Below are 16,718 nucleotides of genomic sequence, written 5' to 3'. Positions count from 1 at the left end.
GACCTGAACACACTATGGAGACATGACATGACCACGTTCGGCATCATCGGCGCAGGCAATATTGGCCGCGCAATCGCCACCGCACTCGCCCGTCACGACATTCCGGTTGTGCTGTCGAACAGCCGCGGTCCGGAGAGCCTCGCGGAGACGGTCGCGGCCATCGGCTCCTGCGTGTCGGCGGGCACAAGCGTGCAGGCGGCTTCGCAGGATATCGTCTTCGTCGCGGTCAACTCGTCGAAACTCCCGAAAGCGCTTGCAGGACTGCCTAATTGGAACGGCCGGATCGTCATCGACGCCAATAACCCGATCGAGGCGCCGCTCTTCAAGCCGGCGGAATTGCACGGACGCCTCTCGACGGAAATCGTCGCCGATCTCGTGCCCGGCGCCCGCGTCGTCAAGGCCTTCAACCATCTGCTGGCGGATCTCGTTTCCCGCGATCCGCATTCCGAAGGCGGCCAGCGCGTTCTCTTCTATTCCGGTGATGACGCTGCGGCGAAAGCCGAGGTCGGCGCGCTGATCGACAGGCTCGGCTTTGCCGGCATCGACCTTGGGCCTATCGCCGTCGGCGGCAAACTCGCCCAATTCCCCGGTGGTCCACTGCCGGCCCTCAACCTAGTCAAGTTTGCCTAAGCCGCAGGCAGATGAACATAGCCGCAACCGGCAATGTCGTCCTCAATGAACGTATCGATGTCTCACCCACGAGAGCGGCGGCGAGATCACGCTGCCGGTCATGGGCACCGTCACCATCGAAGACGGGATGATCGTCGTCCGGCGCGACTATTTCGACCGGCAGCTTGGGGCGATCAAGGGCTGGGGTGGGGCGGGAGCTGATCTCGACGAATGCGTTTCACCGGCGCAGCGCGGACCCCCCGATGACTGAGGTCAGCCCTCCGGAGACGACGCAAACCGGTTGGTATTGAACTGGCCTTTGGCGGCGACCGGAATGATATCGTCACCTGACGTCGCGACATTGACCTCGCGATGAACCGTGCGCGGGGAAACGCGAGGTGCGCTCAATCCCATCACCTCTCCTGAAGAATGCAGCGCCCATTTCATCAACGCCGCGTCGGAAGTCGATCCAAAGAAACTTGCTCCTTCCCAGGAAGCGGTCATGGGCAGGGAGGCGATCATATCAGGGCCCTGCTTGGAGGCCTGATGTGCAACAACGAGGGGTTCGAATCGGGCGTAGGTCGGCAATGCTGGCGCCGGCCTGTCCGGAAGAACATCAATTGGGCCAATCGACGCAGTCTCCAGTTTGTCATCTGCGCCCGCGCCGTGCTCGAGGGCGGGCGGCCGCATCGCCGGTATTGGAATCGGCAAAGATGAAACATCCCCAGCGGACCGTTTGTCATCCCGCTCGACCGCGCCGGTCTGCGCCAGCGCATTTAATGCCCTGCTTCGGGGCGTGGGCAGAAGCGCTGTCACGAGTTTTTTGTCGCCGCTCGATGTTGTCGGCGCTCCTGCATCTTCGTCTTCTCCAGCGGTGCTGGCGATCTGGATCGAGGTGGGGCCGACGCGCTTCTTGTAGTTCGCAACCGCCTGATTGTATCCCGGCAGCGGCCGGCCATCGGCCGGGAGATGCATTGTCTGCCCATTTGGGAATATTCGAGCGAGTTCTTGCCGGGACATGCGGGGCCAAGCCCTGACATTGCCGACGTCGAGATGCACGAAGGGCGATCCCGAGGTCGGATAATATCCGACGCCGCCGACCTGCATCTGCATGGCAAGCGCACGCAGCGTCGAAAGCTTCACGCCGGGAACATAGAAGTCCATCGCCTTGCCCAGCATGTGCTGGCTCTTCTTGGCGACGCCCGTGCTGCGCGAACGATTGCGGAGCATGTTGTTGGTGGTGGGCGAACGATAGGCGGAGACGATATGGATGTAGTCTTTGCCGCCGCTGCGCTTGTACACCTCCCAGACCAGGTCGAGCAGCCGGGGATCCATCCGGGTCGGCTCGTTCCTTCGCCAGTCGCGCAGAAACCGATTGATCTGGGCGAGGCCCTTTGGATCGAACTTTCCGTCCCGCTTATAGGTAATCGTCGCCCTCTCGCCTGTATGGGTAAAGAACAGCTTCAGGGCACGATCTTCCGCTGAGGCAAACGATGCAGAACCAACAAGTGCCGGCAGCGCAAACAGAGCCGGCAGAATGGTCTGCGCGACGAAACGTTCCGCACGCGACAGGAGTGTCGCAATTCCGCCCAAGGCTGCGCCTGATAGTCCTTGCACTGGATACCTCAACACGAACAATCCCGCCCAGACCAAACACTCGGCGACGTGCGGGAACCTCCGCATCCATCGCGCTCAGTAAAGCCAGCTTATGGTCAATAAATTCCTAACGAGTGGATGCGTGAGCTCGGCGGATTGAGGATGCGGATCATCCCAAGCGCAGTCGGACCCTGCGGCCGCGGGAGGAGAGCATCGAGCGCATTGTGTACTGCTCTGAAATCCCCGCCGCCCTGAAACGATTACAACCGCTCCCGACCTTCGATCTCCCTGAACACGCGACCTCAACTCCCGCCTAGAGGCTGACCAGAACATGCATCGAACTTAAACCCGGATCAATCAATAGGGCAGGCCAGCTGGGAATGAGGCATCCGATGAGCTGCTAACCGCCAGCCTTGTCGATCGGTAGAGACGCGACGCTTGCCCAGAAATGCGTACGTCGGTCGGAACTGGCAAAGTTCGCTGAACAAGCTCTAACTATGTCCTCAGAAGTTTGGACTATCCTCATACCCCTCCAACTCGGGGCACCCCCTGATGTTGCCGAAACCGATCGTTCGCCGGTCGCCCGATTCATCCAGACCTCTGAGCACGATGACATTGTCATCCTGCTGTATAATCTCGCTACGATAGATGCCGGCCCGAAGCGCTCTGTTCTTCGCTTGGCTTATATTACATTGCCCGGGCGGTGGAGTGACGTGCCAGTATCTCGTCCCTTGCCCATCGGAATGCCATCCTCCCGAAGCTGCGAATCCCGACAAGCTGGATAGCAGTATGGCAGACGCCAATATTACGCTGCCTAGAACCAGTTTCATGTAACCTCCGTAAGCCGCGGCAGGGCTGGTCTTCATTCTGCTTGTCCTGTTTTCAACGGACAACCGGGTTTCCCATGGCGTCACCACACTAGGTGGCTCGCGCTAACACTGTGCTAACGACCGCTTCGGCAGCAATTTGCGGATAGTGAAAACGAGGTTTTTTCGACGCGGTTCGCCTTTTGCTACCGATGTCGCCGCCTTTGTTCACCCTCGCGCGGATGGTCGGATCCGGCGATCGTCTCGAACACGGGTAGCAGCCGGGCTGCGTCCTGCGCGATCTCTGCCATTTGTCGTGACGTGGAGCTCCTCGCCGTCGCTGTCGGAAGCGCCGCGACTTTCTCCAAAAGCGCGACCGCGTCGCACTGGAACTCCTGCACGGTCTCGGCCGAGCGCCGGCGGGCGGCGTCGAGCATGGCCTTCTTGCTAGCGCGAGCCTGATACTGAAATTCGGTGAGCTTGCTATCGGCAACTCCGCGCCGGACTGCTCTCAGGTCGGAGGTGTCGAAGCGGACGCCGGAAGCGATCTGGGCCAGGGCGATCTCGCGAACCGTCGAATTCGTGGTAATGAGACCGCGGATGACGTGGTACGAGACGGCATTCTTCTGGAGGAACTCCTCGTAACCTTTGAGCTTCCGCGAGAACTGCGAGCAGGTCTTGATTTCGCTCGGCATAAGGCCGCAGCGGGTCATAAGGAATTCCCGGCTCTCCTGGAGCGGTAAGTGAAATTCCAGCTTTTCGATCTCCTGCGCCAGCTTGATGAACTCTCGCTAATCGCTCTACGAAGTTTGCCTATCTGATATTTCGCGTTCTTCAGCGCGGCGGCGGTATCGTTCACGTTGGACCTCGTGCGTCGGACGGTCAGGGAAGTCCTATAGGTACGGCGTTACAACCTGGATAAGAGGCGAGGTAAAAATCCGTTTAGCCTGGCATGCCGTAGCGCAAATGCTCGGGTGGAACGCCAGGGCGCGGTTCAATGATGCTGAAGTAAACCGACAGCTATCGCATCCTACTGGAGTTGGAGGCATCGGGAAAATCTCGTCTGGGCGATGGTCACGGGCCGAAAGAATGCATGGGGATTCTGCTCATCGAGCACAGCGCCCGGCTTCGCGACCTTCTTTGCGAGGCAATCAGGGACGAAGGCTGGAAGATCGACGCCTTTGAGACGGCGCAGGAAGGACGGCTTGCCCTATTTGGCGGCGACTATGATCTCCTGCTACTCGACCTCGGTCTGCCGGACGAAGATGGCGTCGACGTCTTGAAGTCGCTTCGCGCTTCGGGGACGCAGACGCCGGTAGTTGTCCTGACGGCGCGCAATGCGATCGACGAGCGCATAACCGGGCTCGATGCTGGCGCGGACGACTATCTGGCCAAGCCCCCATACTAGGGGGAACTCCTGCCCACCTATTTAATCGAACGTGACTTCGCCGCCGGAACTTGATCAGCGCTCGTACGTTGAGCGCGAAGACCAAGGAGACACAAGATGCCTCGGTTGATTTCATTCATGCTGACGCGCACCGCTGCCGGCGCCGGATTGGGGTGCGTGGTAGGGCTCGTCGTATGGAGCAACGGGTTTGCCGGAATTTCCTCAGCTAGTTCGACGGATTATTACATCGCCCAGGGTATGTTCGTGTACCTGTTCGCCAGCACCCTCGGCGTTGGCTATCTCGCCACGGCATTTATGCTCGATGACACCCGATAACAAGCGGGGCGTCGCGAGCTCGCGGCGACTTTGGAACAGCTTACGGGCGTCTCCGAGACAAGGACGAGGGCAGGGCCATTGCGAGCGTTCCACATTGCGATGTCCCGGTGCCAGCTATTCATCATCCCGCGCTTGCTCCGAAGAACACCCAGGTTGCGTCGCGTCGTTACCAACGCGGACATGATCGTCCTGGATCCCCCTCTTAAATGCCTTTATGCCGTGAGCAACGTCGGCCATCAGTTCAGGTATCTTGCCACGACCAAACAAGATAAGCACGATGACCAAATCTAGAAAGATGGGCGCAGCCTTCGCACGCAATTGAGACGAGCGGCAGCGGTTTCGAGAAGAAAGCTTCTTGGCGACCATTCCTAGAAGGCTTCTATGGCCGACCTAAGCCGTTTCCCGCTGCGTCTTGCATCAGGAGGCGCGAGGTACCTGCAAGATATTTGTTTGGGGCACACCAAGCGGATCGAGGCGCAACCAAGCTGTTGCGCTGACTGGCGGCCGCAATCGGGATCCCCTTGAGCGAGTCGTTTCGATGTGGCGACGCGTGCCGCAGGCATCGCCCGCCGAGAACACTTCTGACTGCTTCGCGACCTTGTCGGCCGCGCGGGGGAACGTGGGTTCTCTGCCGCGTCAGGACGGACTGTGACAGCAAGGCGCCGTGGTACTAGGATCGTCCTTCAAATGCTTCCAGTCCCAGACGTCAATGCCGATCGAAAAGCTCCCGGATCATGGACGCCAGTTCCCTCGCAGTGTATGGCTTGCGAAGCCATCGAGCGCCGGAGATGACATCGGTCGTCGCGAGGGCCGGCTCCGAGTACCCGGAGGTGAAGAGGACGGCGACGTCGGGCCGAAGGAGGCGAGCCTCCCTCGCCACCTCGTCTCCCGTCATTCCGCCCGGCATGACGATGTCTGTGAACAGGAGCGCGATTTCCTGGTGGTCGCGCAAGATTCCCAATGCTTCACGGCCGTTCTCCGCTTCAAGCACCACGTATCCCATGTCGGCGAGCCGCGCGACGGCTACCCGGCGAACGCGTGGATCATCCTCCACCACAAGAATGCTTTCGCTTCCTCGCGGAAGCGGATTGGCTTGTTTGCCGTCTTCTGAATCTGGCTTCTGCAGTTTGGATCCTGTCAGGGCCGGAAGGTAGATCCGTATGGTGGTGCCTCGACCTACCTCGCTGTATATTTGAAAATGGCCCCCGGACTGCTTGACGAAGCCGTAGACCATGCTGAGACCCAGTCCCGTTCCCGATCCGACCTCTTTCGTGGTGAAGAATGGCTCAATGGCGTGCTTCGTCACTTCGTCCGTCATTCCGACGCCCGTGTCGGTGACGGAAATGAGCACGAAATTGCCGCTGCGGACCTCTGGGTACATCTTCGCATAATCTGAATCCAGGTGGACGCGCGAGATTTCGGTGGTCAGACTGCCCCCCTTGGGCATGGCGTCGCGAGCGTTGAGAGCGATGTTGAGAATAGCGTTCTGAAGCTGCGAGCTGTCGACCACCACGTTCAGATCGGATCCCGCGATCGTCGTGGAGAGCTTGATGTCTTCTCCGAGGGTTCTCCTAAGCAGATCAGAAAAACCTGTCACGAGCTGACCGAGATCGGCATGCTTGGGATTGAGAGGCTGACGCCGGCCGAAGGCAAGCAACTGGCCCGTAAGTTTCGCGCCGTCGGCCGCCGCGTCCTGCGCCTCCCTCAGGATGTCTCGAAGCTTGCCGGGGAGTAGCTTGTCCTCGATCATCTCGAGATTCCCGCTGATCACGGTCAGAAGGTTGTTGAAGTCGTGGGCCAGGCCGCCCGTCAACTGCCCCACGGCTTCCATCTTCTGAGCCTGGCGGAGATCTTCCTCGATCTTGAAGCGGCTTGTCAGATCACGGACGAAACCGGTGAAGATCCGTTCACCGTTTGCCGTCGCTTCCCCGACGTGTAACTCCATCGGAAATTGGGTGCCGTCGGCCCGCTGGCCGGTGACGACTCGGCCGTAGCCGATGATCCGCTTTTCACCCGTCTCGATGTAGTGGCCGATGTAGCCGTCGTGGGCGTCACGATAGGGATTCGGCATCAGGTTTCTAACATTGCGCCCACAGATCTGATCGGAGGCCATCCCGAACAGCTTTTCTGCCGCCTTGCTGAATGAAAGCACCATTCCTTTATGGTCGATGACCACCATCGCATCCGGAACGGTGTCGAGAATGGAACTTAGATGGGCCTCGCGGGACTTGACCGCGTCCTGAGCCTGTTTCAGGGCGCTGACGTCGCTGTTGGTCTGAATGATGGCCAGGTCGCCGTCGGGAAGGTTCACAAGCACGCAGCGGGACGCGGCGTGGATCTCATGCCCGCTTTTGTGACGATGGATGATTTCGCCCTGCCAGAACCCGCGTTGCTTGATCTGGTTTCTTATTTCGTCCACCGGCTCCGGAAACCTGGTGGCGAGCAGTTCGTAGACGTTCTCGCCGACCGCCTCGTCCCTGGTCCAGCCATACATGTTCTCGCAGCCGATGGACCAATGGCTGATGGTGCCCTCGAACCGATGGATCAGGATATCGGCGCCGTCCAGCACGTGAACCATTACGTCAAGCTCCTGATAGGAGGCTGTTCGTGGCGATACGAGACGGTGAGGCATGGCTTGTCCGGCGTTCAATTAGTGGAGACTGACGCTATGGCAGGTTTTCTCCGAGAAATCATCTGGGTTGCCTGAGAGTTCCTGCAAACGGCGCAAGTTCACGATTCTCAGGTCATGACGCCCTTCCGGAACAACGATGTTCCGGGAAGCGAGCTTTGTGATCGTGCGGGATACCGTTTCGATCGTCAGGCCGAGGTAGTCCGCAATGTCCTGGCGGTTCATGGGGATCCGCAGCAGGCCCTTGTTGACCCCGGCGTTGTGACGGAACACCAGCCTGGCGATGAAGCTGCAAAGCCGCTCTTCGGCATTCTTCTTGGACAGAAGCACCATCTGGTCATGAGCGGCGACGGTCTCGTTGCAGAGCAGAGAGATGTATTCGGGACGCAGCAGGTCGCATCGCCCAACCTCGTCAAGAAACCTCTTGCGTGCGACACGCCGAATCTTGCAGTCGGTGACTGCCTCGGCTGTGAAGAGGAAGTCGTTCTGAAGAAAGGCGCCGACAACGTCGCCCCCGAAGTGAAAAGCCGTGATCACGCGGCGTCCTTCGCCGATGATGCGCTGGAGCCGGACGACGCCTTCGACGACCTGGAAGAGGTGTTTCGCTGCGTCGCCCTCCCAGCAGATGGCCTTTCCGGCCGAAACCGATTCCAGTGGCGACATATTGAATACGGAACCGAGGGAGGGACCGCCGCGCGCATTGCTCGTGGTGGCTTCGATCTGTTGGAAGCCTTGGCGATTCTGCATCAGCATCTTGGTGTCCCCGCGTTTTCGATGGATGCAATAGAAGGCACGCACGTCACACGACAATGATTGGCGGGTTTCAAATGGTGAGACTGTGTAACCGTCTGTAACAGCCGCGGGATGCGGCCCCCAAAGTCGTCCTTCGTTGATTTAGATCAAGGAGCAGAGGCCGCCCCCATGCCAGTCCTGCCTCAAAGTACGAGAAAACCGGCCGCGTTGCGGTCGTCTGGGCACTGGGGACGACGTGATGAATTATACAACGGAAACGGCAGTGGTCGCGGTCGCTGCTTTCCTAGCGCTGCTAGGAGCCGCATTCGCGCACGATCATCTATTTTCGGTCCACATGGGCATACTATGCTTCTGCTTGTCCGTTGGCACCCTGCTGCTGGTGAGGAACGTCGATTTTTCGCCCGCTGGAAGACAGCAGAAGGTCGACACGTCAGGCTATTTTGACGAGGTGATCCGGTACGGACTGATCGCTACGGTCTTCTGGGGCGTAATCGGCTTTCTCGTCGGCGTAGTCGTCGCCGCGCAGTTGGCCTTCCCGGACCTCAATCTAGCGCCTTATCTCAATTTCGGCCGTCTTCGACCTGTGCACACCTCCGCCGTCATCTTCGCCTTCGGCGGCAACGCGCTCATCATGACCTCATTCTACGTCGTTCAGCGTACGTGCCATGCGCGCCTTTTCGGCGGCAGCTTGGCGTGGTTCGTTTTCTGGGGCTATCAGCTCTTCATCGTCATGGCCGCGACAGGCTACGTCCTGGGGATCAACCAAGCGCGCGAATATGCGGAACCGGAATGGTACGTGGACATCTGGCTGACCATCGTCTGGGTGGCATACCTGGCCGTCTATTTGGGGACGATCCTAAAGCGCAGGGAACCGCACATCTATGTGGCGAACTGGTTCTACCTTGGCTTCATCGTGACGATCGCGATGCTGCATGTGGTGAACAACCTTGCCGTTCCGGTGTCCTTCCTCGGCTCGAAGAGCTACTCGGTCTTCTCCGGCGTTCAGGACGCGCTGACACAGTGGTGGTACGGCCACAATGCGGTCGGCTTCTTCCTTACCGCGGGCTTCCTGGGCATGATGTACTACTTCGTGCCCAAGCAGGCGAACCGCCCGGTCTATTCCTACCGGCTGTCGATCATCCATTTCTGGGCGTTGATCTTCATGTACATATGGGCGGGTCCGCATCATCTGCACTATACGGCGCTTCCAGACTGGGCGCAGACGCTCGGCATGGTCTTCTCGGTCATGCTCTGGATGCCTTCCTGGGGCGGCATGATCAACGGCCTCATGACCCTTTCCGGGGCCTGGGACAAGGTTCGGACCGATCCTATCATCCGCATGATGATCGTCGCCATCGCCTTTTATGGCATGTCGACTTTCGAGGGCCCGATGATGTCGATAAAGACCGTCAACTCGCTGAGCCACTATACAGAATGGACGATCGGCCACGTGCATTCGGGAGCCCTCGGCTGGGTCGGCATGATCACCTTTGGTGCAATCTACTACCTGACGCCCAAGCTCTGGGGACGTGAACGTCTCTACAGTCTGCGGATGGTCAACTGGCACTTCTGGCTCGCTACACTCGGCATCGTCATCTACGCCGCCGTGCTCTGGGTGGCCGGGATCCAGCAGGGCCTTATGTGGCGCGAGTACAATTCGCAGGGCTTCCTCGTCTACTCGTTCGCCGAGACCGTGGCCGCGATGTTCCCATACTACGTGCTCCGCGTCGTCGGGGGCGGCCTGTATCTGGCCGGCGGCCTGGTGATGGCATGGAACGTCTTCATGACGGTCCGCGGCCATCTCCGCGACGAGGCAGCCATTCCGACCGCATACGTGCCCCAGGCACAGCCTGCCGAGTGAGGTGAAAAAATGGCATCGATACTTGATAAACATAAGATCCTCGAGAAGAACGCAACGCTTCTTCTCGTCGGCTCGCTGCTCGTCGTCAGCATCGGCGGCATCGTCGAAATCGCACCGCTGTTCTACCTGCAGAATACGATTGAAAAGGTGGAGGGGATGCGTCCCTATACGCCACTCGAGCTGGCCGGCAGAAACATTTACATTCGCGAAGGCTGCTATCTCTGCCACAGCCAGATGATAAGGCCGTTCCGCGACGAGGTGGAACGTTACGGTCATTACTCTCTGGCTGCGGAATCGATGTACGACCACCCATTCCAATGGGGTTCGAAGCGAACCGGGCCGGACCTTGCGCGCGTCGGCGGCCGCTATTCGAACGAGTGGCACGTCCAGCATCTTTCCGATCCGCGGGCCGTGGTGCCTGAATCCATCATGCCGAAGTATGAGTTCCTCAAGTCGAAGGAGCTTTCGGTCACGGATATTGGCATGGACCTCAAGGCCAACGAGGACGTCGGCGTTCCCTATACCGACGACATGATGGCCAATGCCGAAGCCGACATGAAGATGCAGGCCGATCCGAACGCCGACACCACGGCGCTGCTAGAGCGCTATCCGAAGGCCAAGACCGGCGACTTCGACGGCGATCCGCAGACGCTCACGGAGATGGACGCACTCGTCTCCTACCTGCAGATGCTTGGGACGTTGGTCGACTTTTCGACCTACGACGACGCAACCGGCTATCGATGAGGCGATGCAATGGAAACGTACACAGCGATGCGGCACTTCGCCGACAGTTGGGGCCTGCTGGCAATGGCCGCGTTCTTCGTAGGCGCCGTCGTCTACACCCTTCGCCCCGGCAGCAAGCAGACGGCGGCGGAGGCAGCCGATATTCCCCTGAAGGATGACTGAGATGTCGGACAAGCATATCGATGAAATCAGCGGCGTCGAGACTACCGGTCATGAATGGGATGGTATCCGCGAGCTCAACAATCCGATGCCGAGATGGTGGGTCTGGACGTTCTATGTCTGCATTCTATGGGCGATCGGCTACGCGATCGCCTATCCAGCCATCCCGATGATCACTTCCGCCACGAAGGGCTATCTCGGCTACTCAACTCGCGCCGAACTGCAGCAGGAGCTTGATCTCGCCAAGGCATCCCAGACGAAGTTCCATGATCTGATCGCTGCCAAAACGGTGCAGGAGATCGACGCGGATCCTGCTCTTCGTGAATTTGCGAGCGCCGGCGGCGCGTCCGCGTTCAAGGTGAACTGCGCGCCCTGTCACGGCTCGGGGGCGAGCGGCGGTCCGGGCTTTCCGAACCTCAACGATGACGAGTGGCTGTGGGGCGGAGATCTGGATGCCATCCAGACCACGATCGCCCATGGGATCCGCTTCGACTCGGATGCCGAAACCCACGCTTCCGAGATGCCGGCCTTTGGCGACGTTCTGGAGCCTGTCCAGATGCGGCAGGTCGCCGCCTATGTGTGGGGGCTGAGCAATACGCCCTCGGACCCCGCTCTCGCAGAGGCGGGAAAACAGATCTTCCTCGACAACTGCGCCGCATGTCACGGCGAGAATGCCAAAGGAAAGGCGGAAATGGGTGCGCCGGACCTCGCCGACGCAATCTGGCTGAAGGCGCGCGGCGAAGATGCGATCGTTCGACAGGTCGCCTCTCCCAAACATGGCGTAATGCCTGCCTGGGCAGCGCGCCTGGGTGAGACGACGGTCAAGGAGCTTACCATTTTTGTCCATTCGCTTGGCGGTGGAACCTGAAGGAGATCAACATGACCACGCACGACCACGACCCCTTGCTCGCCCTTTATGGAATCCCCCGCGCGGTCGTACACTCGCGAGTTTCCGTGCGCGCAAAGCCCGTCACACCCGATCCCGAAAAGGGGATGCGGAAAAGATGGGGAATTCGATGATCAGTTTGATCGGGCTAAAAGAACAGAAGCCGACAAGCAGGTAGGAACCTCTCGAGGACGTCCAGGCGGTCTCTCCCCCGCAGTTCCTCCAGGCCACGCCTTCTCTTCCGAGGCGTGGCCATTCCTAAGCTCCATCTCTCAAAGGAGCCGATTGCGGCGGGCTGCTACCAGCCGGCATCTAGTCTTTTTGGCCGCGTTTCCCTGTCCGGAGTGCGGCCCACTTTTTTGAGCAGTTGTCGTCCTTGACCTGGATCAAGGACGGGTCCTCCCAAAGCTGAGAAGACAGGGAAAATCGGACAGAGCGCAATGGACCTCTACACAGCACCAGATCCCACGCCGGTCGAACGGATCGACGTTGAACCCGTAAACAACCGCCATAAAAATGAACCCCTCTACGCTCCGCGAAAGAAGGTGTTTCCGAAGCGTGCCGAGGGCCGTTTCCGGCGGTTCAAGTGGATCGTGATGCTGATCACGCTGGGGATCTATTATTTGGCTCCCTGGATTCGCTGGGACCGGGGGCCTTACGCACCGGATCAGGCTATCCTGATCGATCTGGCCTCACGCAGATTTTTCTTCTTCTTCATCGAGATCTGGCCTCAGGAATTCTACTACGTCGCAGGCCTGCTGGTCATGGCGGGGTTCGGTCTCTTCCTGGTCACGTCCGCCGTCGGGCGGGCCTGGTGTGGATATGCATGTCCGCAGACGGTGTGGGTCGATCTTTTCCTTGTCGTCGAGCGCGCGATCGAGGGGGACCGAAACGCCCGCATGAAGCTCGACGCCGGGCCGTGGAATTTCGACAAGGCGAAGAAACGTGTCGCCAAGCACACGATATGGCTGATCATCGGCCTCGCGACCGGGGGGGCGTGGATCTTCTATTTCGCCGATGCGCCCACGCTCCTCGTCTCCTTTTTCACCGGAAAGGCGCCGGTTGTCGCCTACGCGACCGTCGCCACACTTACCGCCACCACCTACGTGCTTGGCGGGCTCATGCGCGAACAGGTCTGTACCTACATGTGCCCCTGGCCGCGAATCCAGGGGGCCATGCTCGACGAAAATTCCTTGGTCGTCACCTACAACGATTGGCGCGGCGAGGCTCGCTCACGTCACCCGAAGAAGGCATTGGCTGCCGGACAGCCCGTCGGCGATTGCGTCGACTGCAATGCGTGTGTGGCCGTCTGCCCCATGGGCATCGACATCCGCGACGGTCAGCAGATGGAATGCATCACCTGCGCTTTGTGTATCGACGCCTGCGATGGGGTCATGGACAAGCTCGGGAAGCCTCGTGGGCTGATAGCCTACGCGACGCTCAGCGAATACGCCGCCAACATGGCCATCGCGACGGACGGCGGAAGGACCTCGGTGCAGCCCGCGAAGGTCCGCAATGCTGATGGCTCGTTTATCGAAACGATCAAACATTTCGATTGGCGGATCATATTCCGCCCACGCGTGCTGTTTTACGCGTCTGTCTGGCTTTTGATCGGCGTCGCGATGGTCGTCCACCTCGCAATGCGTGAGGGACTTGAACTGAACGTGGTCCACGATCGCAATCCGCAGTACGTCATGGAGAGCGACGGCTCGATCCGCAACGGCTACACGCTGCGAATACTCAACATGGTGCCGGCTCCACGCAAGATCGAGCTGAGCCTTCTAGGCCTCGACGAGGGCGCTACCATGCGCATTCCCGAGCTCGGCAAAGAAGACGCCCGAGCTTTCACCATCGAAGCGGCGCCGGATGTTGCGACCACCGTGAAAGTGTTTGTGACGAGCAAACCGTCGGCTGCCGCGGTCGCCGAGTTCCTCTTTGCCATCGAGGACGCCGCCCACGCCGACAGAGCAACATATCGAGCCGCGTTCAACTCACCAGGAGATGCCAGATGACGACTGCCAGTCAAGGATTCACAGGGAGGCACATGCTGATCGCCACGTGCTCGTTCTTCGCGGTGGTGATCGGCGTCAACGTGATCATGGCCTGGTTCGCCTCGTCGAGCTGGAGCGGTCTGGTCGTCGAAAACACCTATGTCGCCAGCCAGGAGTTCAACCGCAAGGCGGCAGATATGAAGGCGATGGCGGCGTCCGGAATCATCGGAAGCCTGTCGCTCGATGGCGGCCGAATCCACTACGACATCCGTAACCGTGACGGATCTCCTGTCATCGTCGACGACGTGACTGCAAACTTCAAACGCCCCGTCGGCGATCACGAAGATTTCCACATTTCGTTCACGAAAGTCGCCGACGGACAGTTTGAGTCCCGGCACCGTGTCGGCTCGGGCGACTGGATCGTGGAGGTCGTCTCGCGCAGGGAAGGCAAAGTCGTCATGCACGAGGCCTCCCGTCTCGATACCGCGGGATTCGGCGAATGACATGCTGCACGATGGATGCCGAAGGGGTTCTCGCGATAAGCACGACGTTCATCAGCGCCGAGGAAATCGCGCTAGTGAGCCATTCCTTGGGCGAAGGACTCCGGCAGCTCGACCTGAGCGTTCCGGACGTCCACTGCGGGAGCTGCATATCGACCTTGGAAAAGGCCGTTTCAGCGCTCCCATACGTCCGGAAAGCCAGAGTGAACCTCACGTCGCGGCGCGTCACCTGCGTGTACGCTGAAGAAACCGTTGAAGGGGCCACCGATCCGACGGGTATCATCGCTGCGATCAATGCCGCGGGATACCGTGCGCATCTGTTCACGCCAGTGGCGCTCGAGACCGACAAGACAAGGAACCAGCTTCTCCTGGCAGTCGGAGTATCCGGCTTTGCAGCCACCAATATCATGCTTCTGTCCGTCTCCGTCTGGTCCGGCGCCGACGCTGCGACGAGGGACATGTTCCACTGGATCTCGGCGCTGATTGCCGCGCCCGCGCTAGTTTACGCGGGGCGGTTCTTCTTCCGGTCGGCGTGGCACGCGTTGAAGCACGGCCGCACGAACATGGACGTGCCGATATCGTTGGCCGTGACCCTTTCCTACGCGGTTTCGCTCTGGGAGACTGCGCATCATGGCGAACACGCCTGGTTCGACGCGACCGTCTCCTTGTTGTTCTTCCTTCTTATCGGCAGGACGCTCGACCATGTGATGCGCGAAAAAGCCCGTGCTGCCATCAACGGCCTGGCGCGACTTGCGCCGCGCGGTGCGCTGCTCCTGTCGTCCAACGGATCGCGCCGTTACGTTCCGCTTGACGAGATCGTCGTGGGAGATGAGATCGCGGTCGCGGCCGGCGAACGAATTCCGGTGGATGGAACCGTCGCGGTCGGCGAAAGCGACCTCGACCTTGCGATCGTTACCGGTGAAAGCGCCCCTGTCTCCGTAGGCGTCGGCGTCGGGGTCAGCTCCGGCGCCATGAACCTGACGGGCGCTCTCGTGGTCCGCGCTACCAAGCTCGCGAAGGACTCCCTGTTGGCCGAAATCATCAGCCTCATGGAGGCTGCGGAGGGCGGAAGGGCGCGCTACCGGCGTATCGCCGATCGCGCCGCCGCGCTGTATTCCCCGGTCGTCCATCTTCTTGCACTTGCCTCGTTTCTTGCCTGGGGCCTGATCGACGGCGATTGGAAGCATGCGATGCTGGTCGCGGTGGCCGTGCTTATTATTACGTGCCCATGCGCGCTGGGTCTTGCGGTTCCAGTCGTTCAAGTCGTGGCGGCTGGCGAGCTTTTCCGCAGGGGTATCATGGTGAAGGACGGCTCGGCGCTCGAAAGGCTTGCAGAGATCGACACGGTCGCCTTCGACAAGACGGGAACGCTGACCATCGGTCGTCCAAGGCTGGTCAGGCTCGAGGCCGCGCATGAGGCCGATCTCGGGAAAGCGGTGGGACTAGCCGTCCACTCCAGGCACCCACTGTCCCAGACGTTGGCCCAGAGCGCCAGCCACGTCGCGGTTCCGTTTGATCGCGTCAGCGAAATTCCCGGCGGCGGGCTCGAAGGCATGCGTGGCGAGGAGACCTATAGGCTGGGGAGCGCGGCGTTCGCGTGCGGCGCAGATCCGGCTCCGTCGACGGCCGACAGCCCGCTCTCCGAAGTCATCCTTTCCAGGAACGGAGAAGCGCTTGCGCGCTTTTTCTTCGAGGACGCGCTCCGAGCTGGCGCGCAGGACGTTATCAAAGAACTCGAATCCAGCGGATTTGGAACATTGATCGTTTCAGGAGATCGTCAGAGCGTAGTAGACAGTGCGGCGCATGCGCTCGGCGTCGGTCGGGCGATGGGAGCGCTTACTCCGAAACAGAAGGTCGACGAGTGCCAGAAGATCGGCGACGCCGGCCATCGCGTCCTGATGGTGGGAGATGGCATCAACGACGCGCCGGCGCTGGCTGCCGCCCATGTCTCCATGGCGCCTGCCACGGCTTCCGACATCGGCCGGCAGGCCGCCGATCTGGTATTCTTCAACGAACGGCTGGACGCCGTCCCCCAGGCGATCGCTGTGGCGAAGCGATCGGCTGCCCTCATACGTCAGAACTTTGCGCTGGCGATCGGCTACAACGTGCTGGCCGTCCCGATCGCGATGGCGGGACTTGCCACGCCCCTGATCGCAGCAGTGGCGATGTCCACTTCATCGATCATCGTCGTTACCAACGCTCTCAGGCTCAACGCAGGCTCCAAGCGATCTCCTGTCATAGATGCTTCGCGGCCAGCCGCGAGGGGCGGGGAGGTCAAAGTAGCATGAACATGCTGATCTTTCTTATTCCGATAGCGCTCCTCATGGGCGGCGCCGGACTTGCGGCATTTCTTTGGTCTCTTCGGAGCGGTCAGTATGACGATCTTCAGGGAGCCGCCTGGCGGGTGCTCGCTGACGATGAATACGATCCGCCTAAGTCGTAGGCCGTTAAAGGGGGGACG

The 16,718-nt window shown here is 60.1% G+C and carries 17 protein-coding genes and 1 pseudogene; 12 read left to right on the top strand and 6 right to left on the bottom strand.

Going from position 1 to position 16,718, the window contains the following annotated elements:
* The first annotated feature begins 27 nt into the window (after positions 1-27).
* Together N1937_RS16380 and N1937_RS16375 are read left to right on the top strand one after the other, a co-directional pair.
* The gene (locus N1937_RS16380) at positions 28-630 is read left to right on the top strand and encodes an NADPH-dependent F420 reductase (protein WP_260056559.1); all 603 of its coding nucleotides are present in this window, start codon (positions 28-30) and stop codon (positions 628-630) included.
* A gap of 100 nt (positions 631-730) precedes the next feature.
* Positions 731-880, top strand: coding sequence for a hypothetical protein (locus N1937_RS16375; RefSeq protein WP_246709804.1), 150 nt, complete (start codon positions 731-733; stop codon positions 878-880).
* Between the two features lie 2 nt (positions 881-882).
* Here the strand turns inward: N1937_RS16375 and N1937_RS16370 are convergent, their stop codons facing one another.
* The 3 genes from N1937_RS16370 to N1937_RS16360 form a co-directional block, all read right to left on the bottom strand.
* On the bottom strand, positions 883-2,292 hold the full coding sequence (locus N1937_RS16370) for a DUF882 domain-containing protein (protein WP_222295663.1): 1,410 nt from the start codon (positions 2,290-2,292) through the stop codon (positions 883-885).
* A gap of 416 nt (positions 2,293-2,708) precedes the next feature.
* On the bottom strand, positions 2,709-3,071 hold the full coding sequence (locus tag N1937_RS16365) for a hypothetical protein (protein ID WP_260056558.1): 363 nt from the start codon (positions 3,069-3,071) through the stop codon (positions 2,709-2,711).
* Between the two features lie 146 nt (positions 3,072-3,217).
* A complete protein-coding gene (locus tag N1937_RS16360; RefSeq protein ID WP_260056557.1) occupies positions 3,218-3,724 on the bottom strand; it encodes a hypothetical protein in 507 nt (168 codons plus the stop codon).
* Between the two features lie 380 nt (positions 3,725-4,104).
* On the opposite strand from N1937_RS16360, the pseudogene N1937_RS16355 reads away from it, so the two are divergent.
* Both N1937_RS16355 and N1937_RS16350 read left to right on the top strand, forming a co-directional pair.
* Positions 4,105-4,410 (top strand): annotated as a pseudogene (locus tag N1937_RS16355) (response regulator); the annotation flags it as partial.
* Between the two features lie 105 nt (positions 4,411-4,515).
* Complete coding sequence (locus N1937_RS16350; protein ID WP_260056556.1) at positions 4,516-4,734, top strand: hypothetical protein; 219 nt, start codon at positions 4,516-4,518, stop codon at positions 4,732-4,734.
* Between the two features lie 114 nt (positions 4,735-4,848).
* Here the strand turns inward: N1937_RS16350 and N1937_RS16345 are convergent, their stop codons facing one another.
* The 3 genes from N1937_RS16345 to N1937_RS16335 all read right to left on the bottom strand — a co-directional run bounded on the left by N1937_RS16345 (position 4,849) and on the right by N1937_RS16335 (position 8,116).
* A complete protein-coding gene (locus N1937_RS16345) occupies positions 4,849-5,052 on the bottom strand; it encodes a twin-arginine translocase TatA/TatE family subunit (RefSeq protein WP_260058969.1) in 204 nt (67 codons plus the stop codon).
* A gap of 388 nt (positions 5,053-5,440) precedes the next feature.
* Entirely contained in the window at positions 5,441-7,366 is a 1,926-nt protein-coding gene (locus tag N1937_RS16340) for a hybrid sensor histidine kinase/response regulator (protein ID WP_260056555.1), read from the bottom strand.
* 18 nt (positions 7,367-7,384) lie between these two features.
* Positions 7,385-8,116, bottom strand: coding sequence for a Crp/Fnr family transcriptional regulator (locus N1937_RS16335; RefSeq protein WP_026154301.1), 732 nt, complete (start codon positions 8,114-8,116; stop codon positions 7,385-7,387).
* Between the two features lie 238 nt (positions 8,117-8,354).
* Between N1937_RS16335 and ccoN the strand changes: the two genes are divergently transcribed.
* From ccoN to ccoS, 8 genes are all read left to right on the top strand, one after another.
* Positions 8,355-9,977 carry a cytochrome-c oxidase, cbb3-type subunit I gene (gene ccoN, locus N1937_RS16330; RefSeq protein WP_017965709.1) on the top strand — a complete coding sequence of 541 codons (1,623 nt, stop codon included), beginning with the start codon at positions 8,355-8,357 and terminating at the stop codon, positions 9,975-9,977.
* A 9-nt stretch (positions 9,978-9,986) separates the two neighbouring features.
* The gene (ccoO, locus tag N1937_RS16325; protein ID WP_017965708.1) at positions 9,987-10,721 is read left to right on the top strand and encodes a cytochrome-c oxidase, cbb3-type subunit II; all 735 of its coding nucleotides are present in this window, start codon (positions 9,987-9,989) and stop codon (positions 10,719-10,721) included.
* A gap of 9 nt (positions 10,722-10,730) precedes the next feature.
* On the top strand, positions 10,731-10,883 hold the full coding sequence (locus tag N1937_RS16320) for a CcoQ/FixQ family Cbb3-type cytochrome c oxidase assembly chaperone (protein ID WP_017965707.1): 153 nt from the start codon (positions 10,731-10,733) through the stop codon (positions 10,881-10,883).
* Position 10,884: 1 nt separating this feature from the next.
* Positions 10,885-11,748: a cytochrome-c oxidase, cbb3-type subunit III gene (gene ccoP, locus N1937_RS16315; RefSeq protein WP_222295666.1), complete on the top strand. Its 864-nt coding sequence runs from the start codon at positions 10,885-10,887 to the stop codon at positions 11,746-11,748.
* Between the two features lie 458 nt (positions 11,749-12,206).
* On the top strand, positions 12,207-13,778 hold the full coding sequence (ccoG, locus tag N1937_RS16305) for a cytochrome c oxidase accessory protein CcoG (protein WP_260056554.1): 1,572 nt from the start codon (positions 12,207-12,209) through the stop codon (positions 13,776-13,778).
* Complete coding sequence (locus N1937_RS16300) at positions 13,775-14,260, top strand: FixH family protein (RefSeq protein WP_222295668.1); 486 nt, start codon at positions 13,775-13,777, stop codon at positions 14,258-14,260. Before ccoG ends, N1937_RS16300 begins: the two co-directional genes overlap by 4 nt.
* On the top strand, positions 14,257-16,545 hold the full coding sequence (locus N1937_RS16295; RefSeq protein ID WP_260056553.1) for a cation-translocating P-type ATPase: 2,289 nt from the start codon (positions 14,257-14,259) through the stop codon (positions 16,543-16,545). The genes N1937_RS16300 and N1937_RS16295 overlap by 4 nt, the downstream gene beginning before the upstream one ends.
* Complete coding sequence (ccoS, locus tag N1937_RS16290; protein ID WP_017965701.1) at positions 16,542-16,700, top strand: cbb3-type cytochrome oxidase assembly protein CcoS; 159 nt, start codon at positions 16,542-16,544, stop codon at positions 16,698-16,700. Before N1937_RS16295 ends, ccoS begins: the two co-directional genes overlap by 4 nt.
* The last annotated feature ends 18 nt before the right edge of the window (positions 16,701-16,718 follow it).

Source organism: Rhizobium sp. WSM4643 (assembly GCF_025152745.1).
GTDB classification, from domain to species: Bacteria; Pseudomonadota; Alphaproteobacteria; order Rhizobiales; family Rhizobiaceae; genus Rhizobium; species Rhizobium leguminosarum_I.
This window is presented reverse-complemented; position numbering and strand designations above follow the sequence as displayed.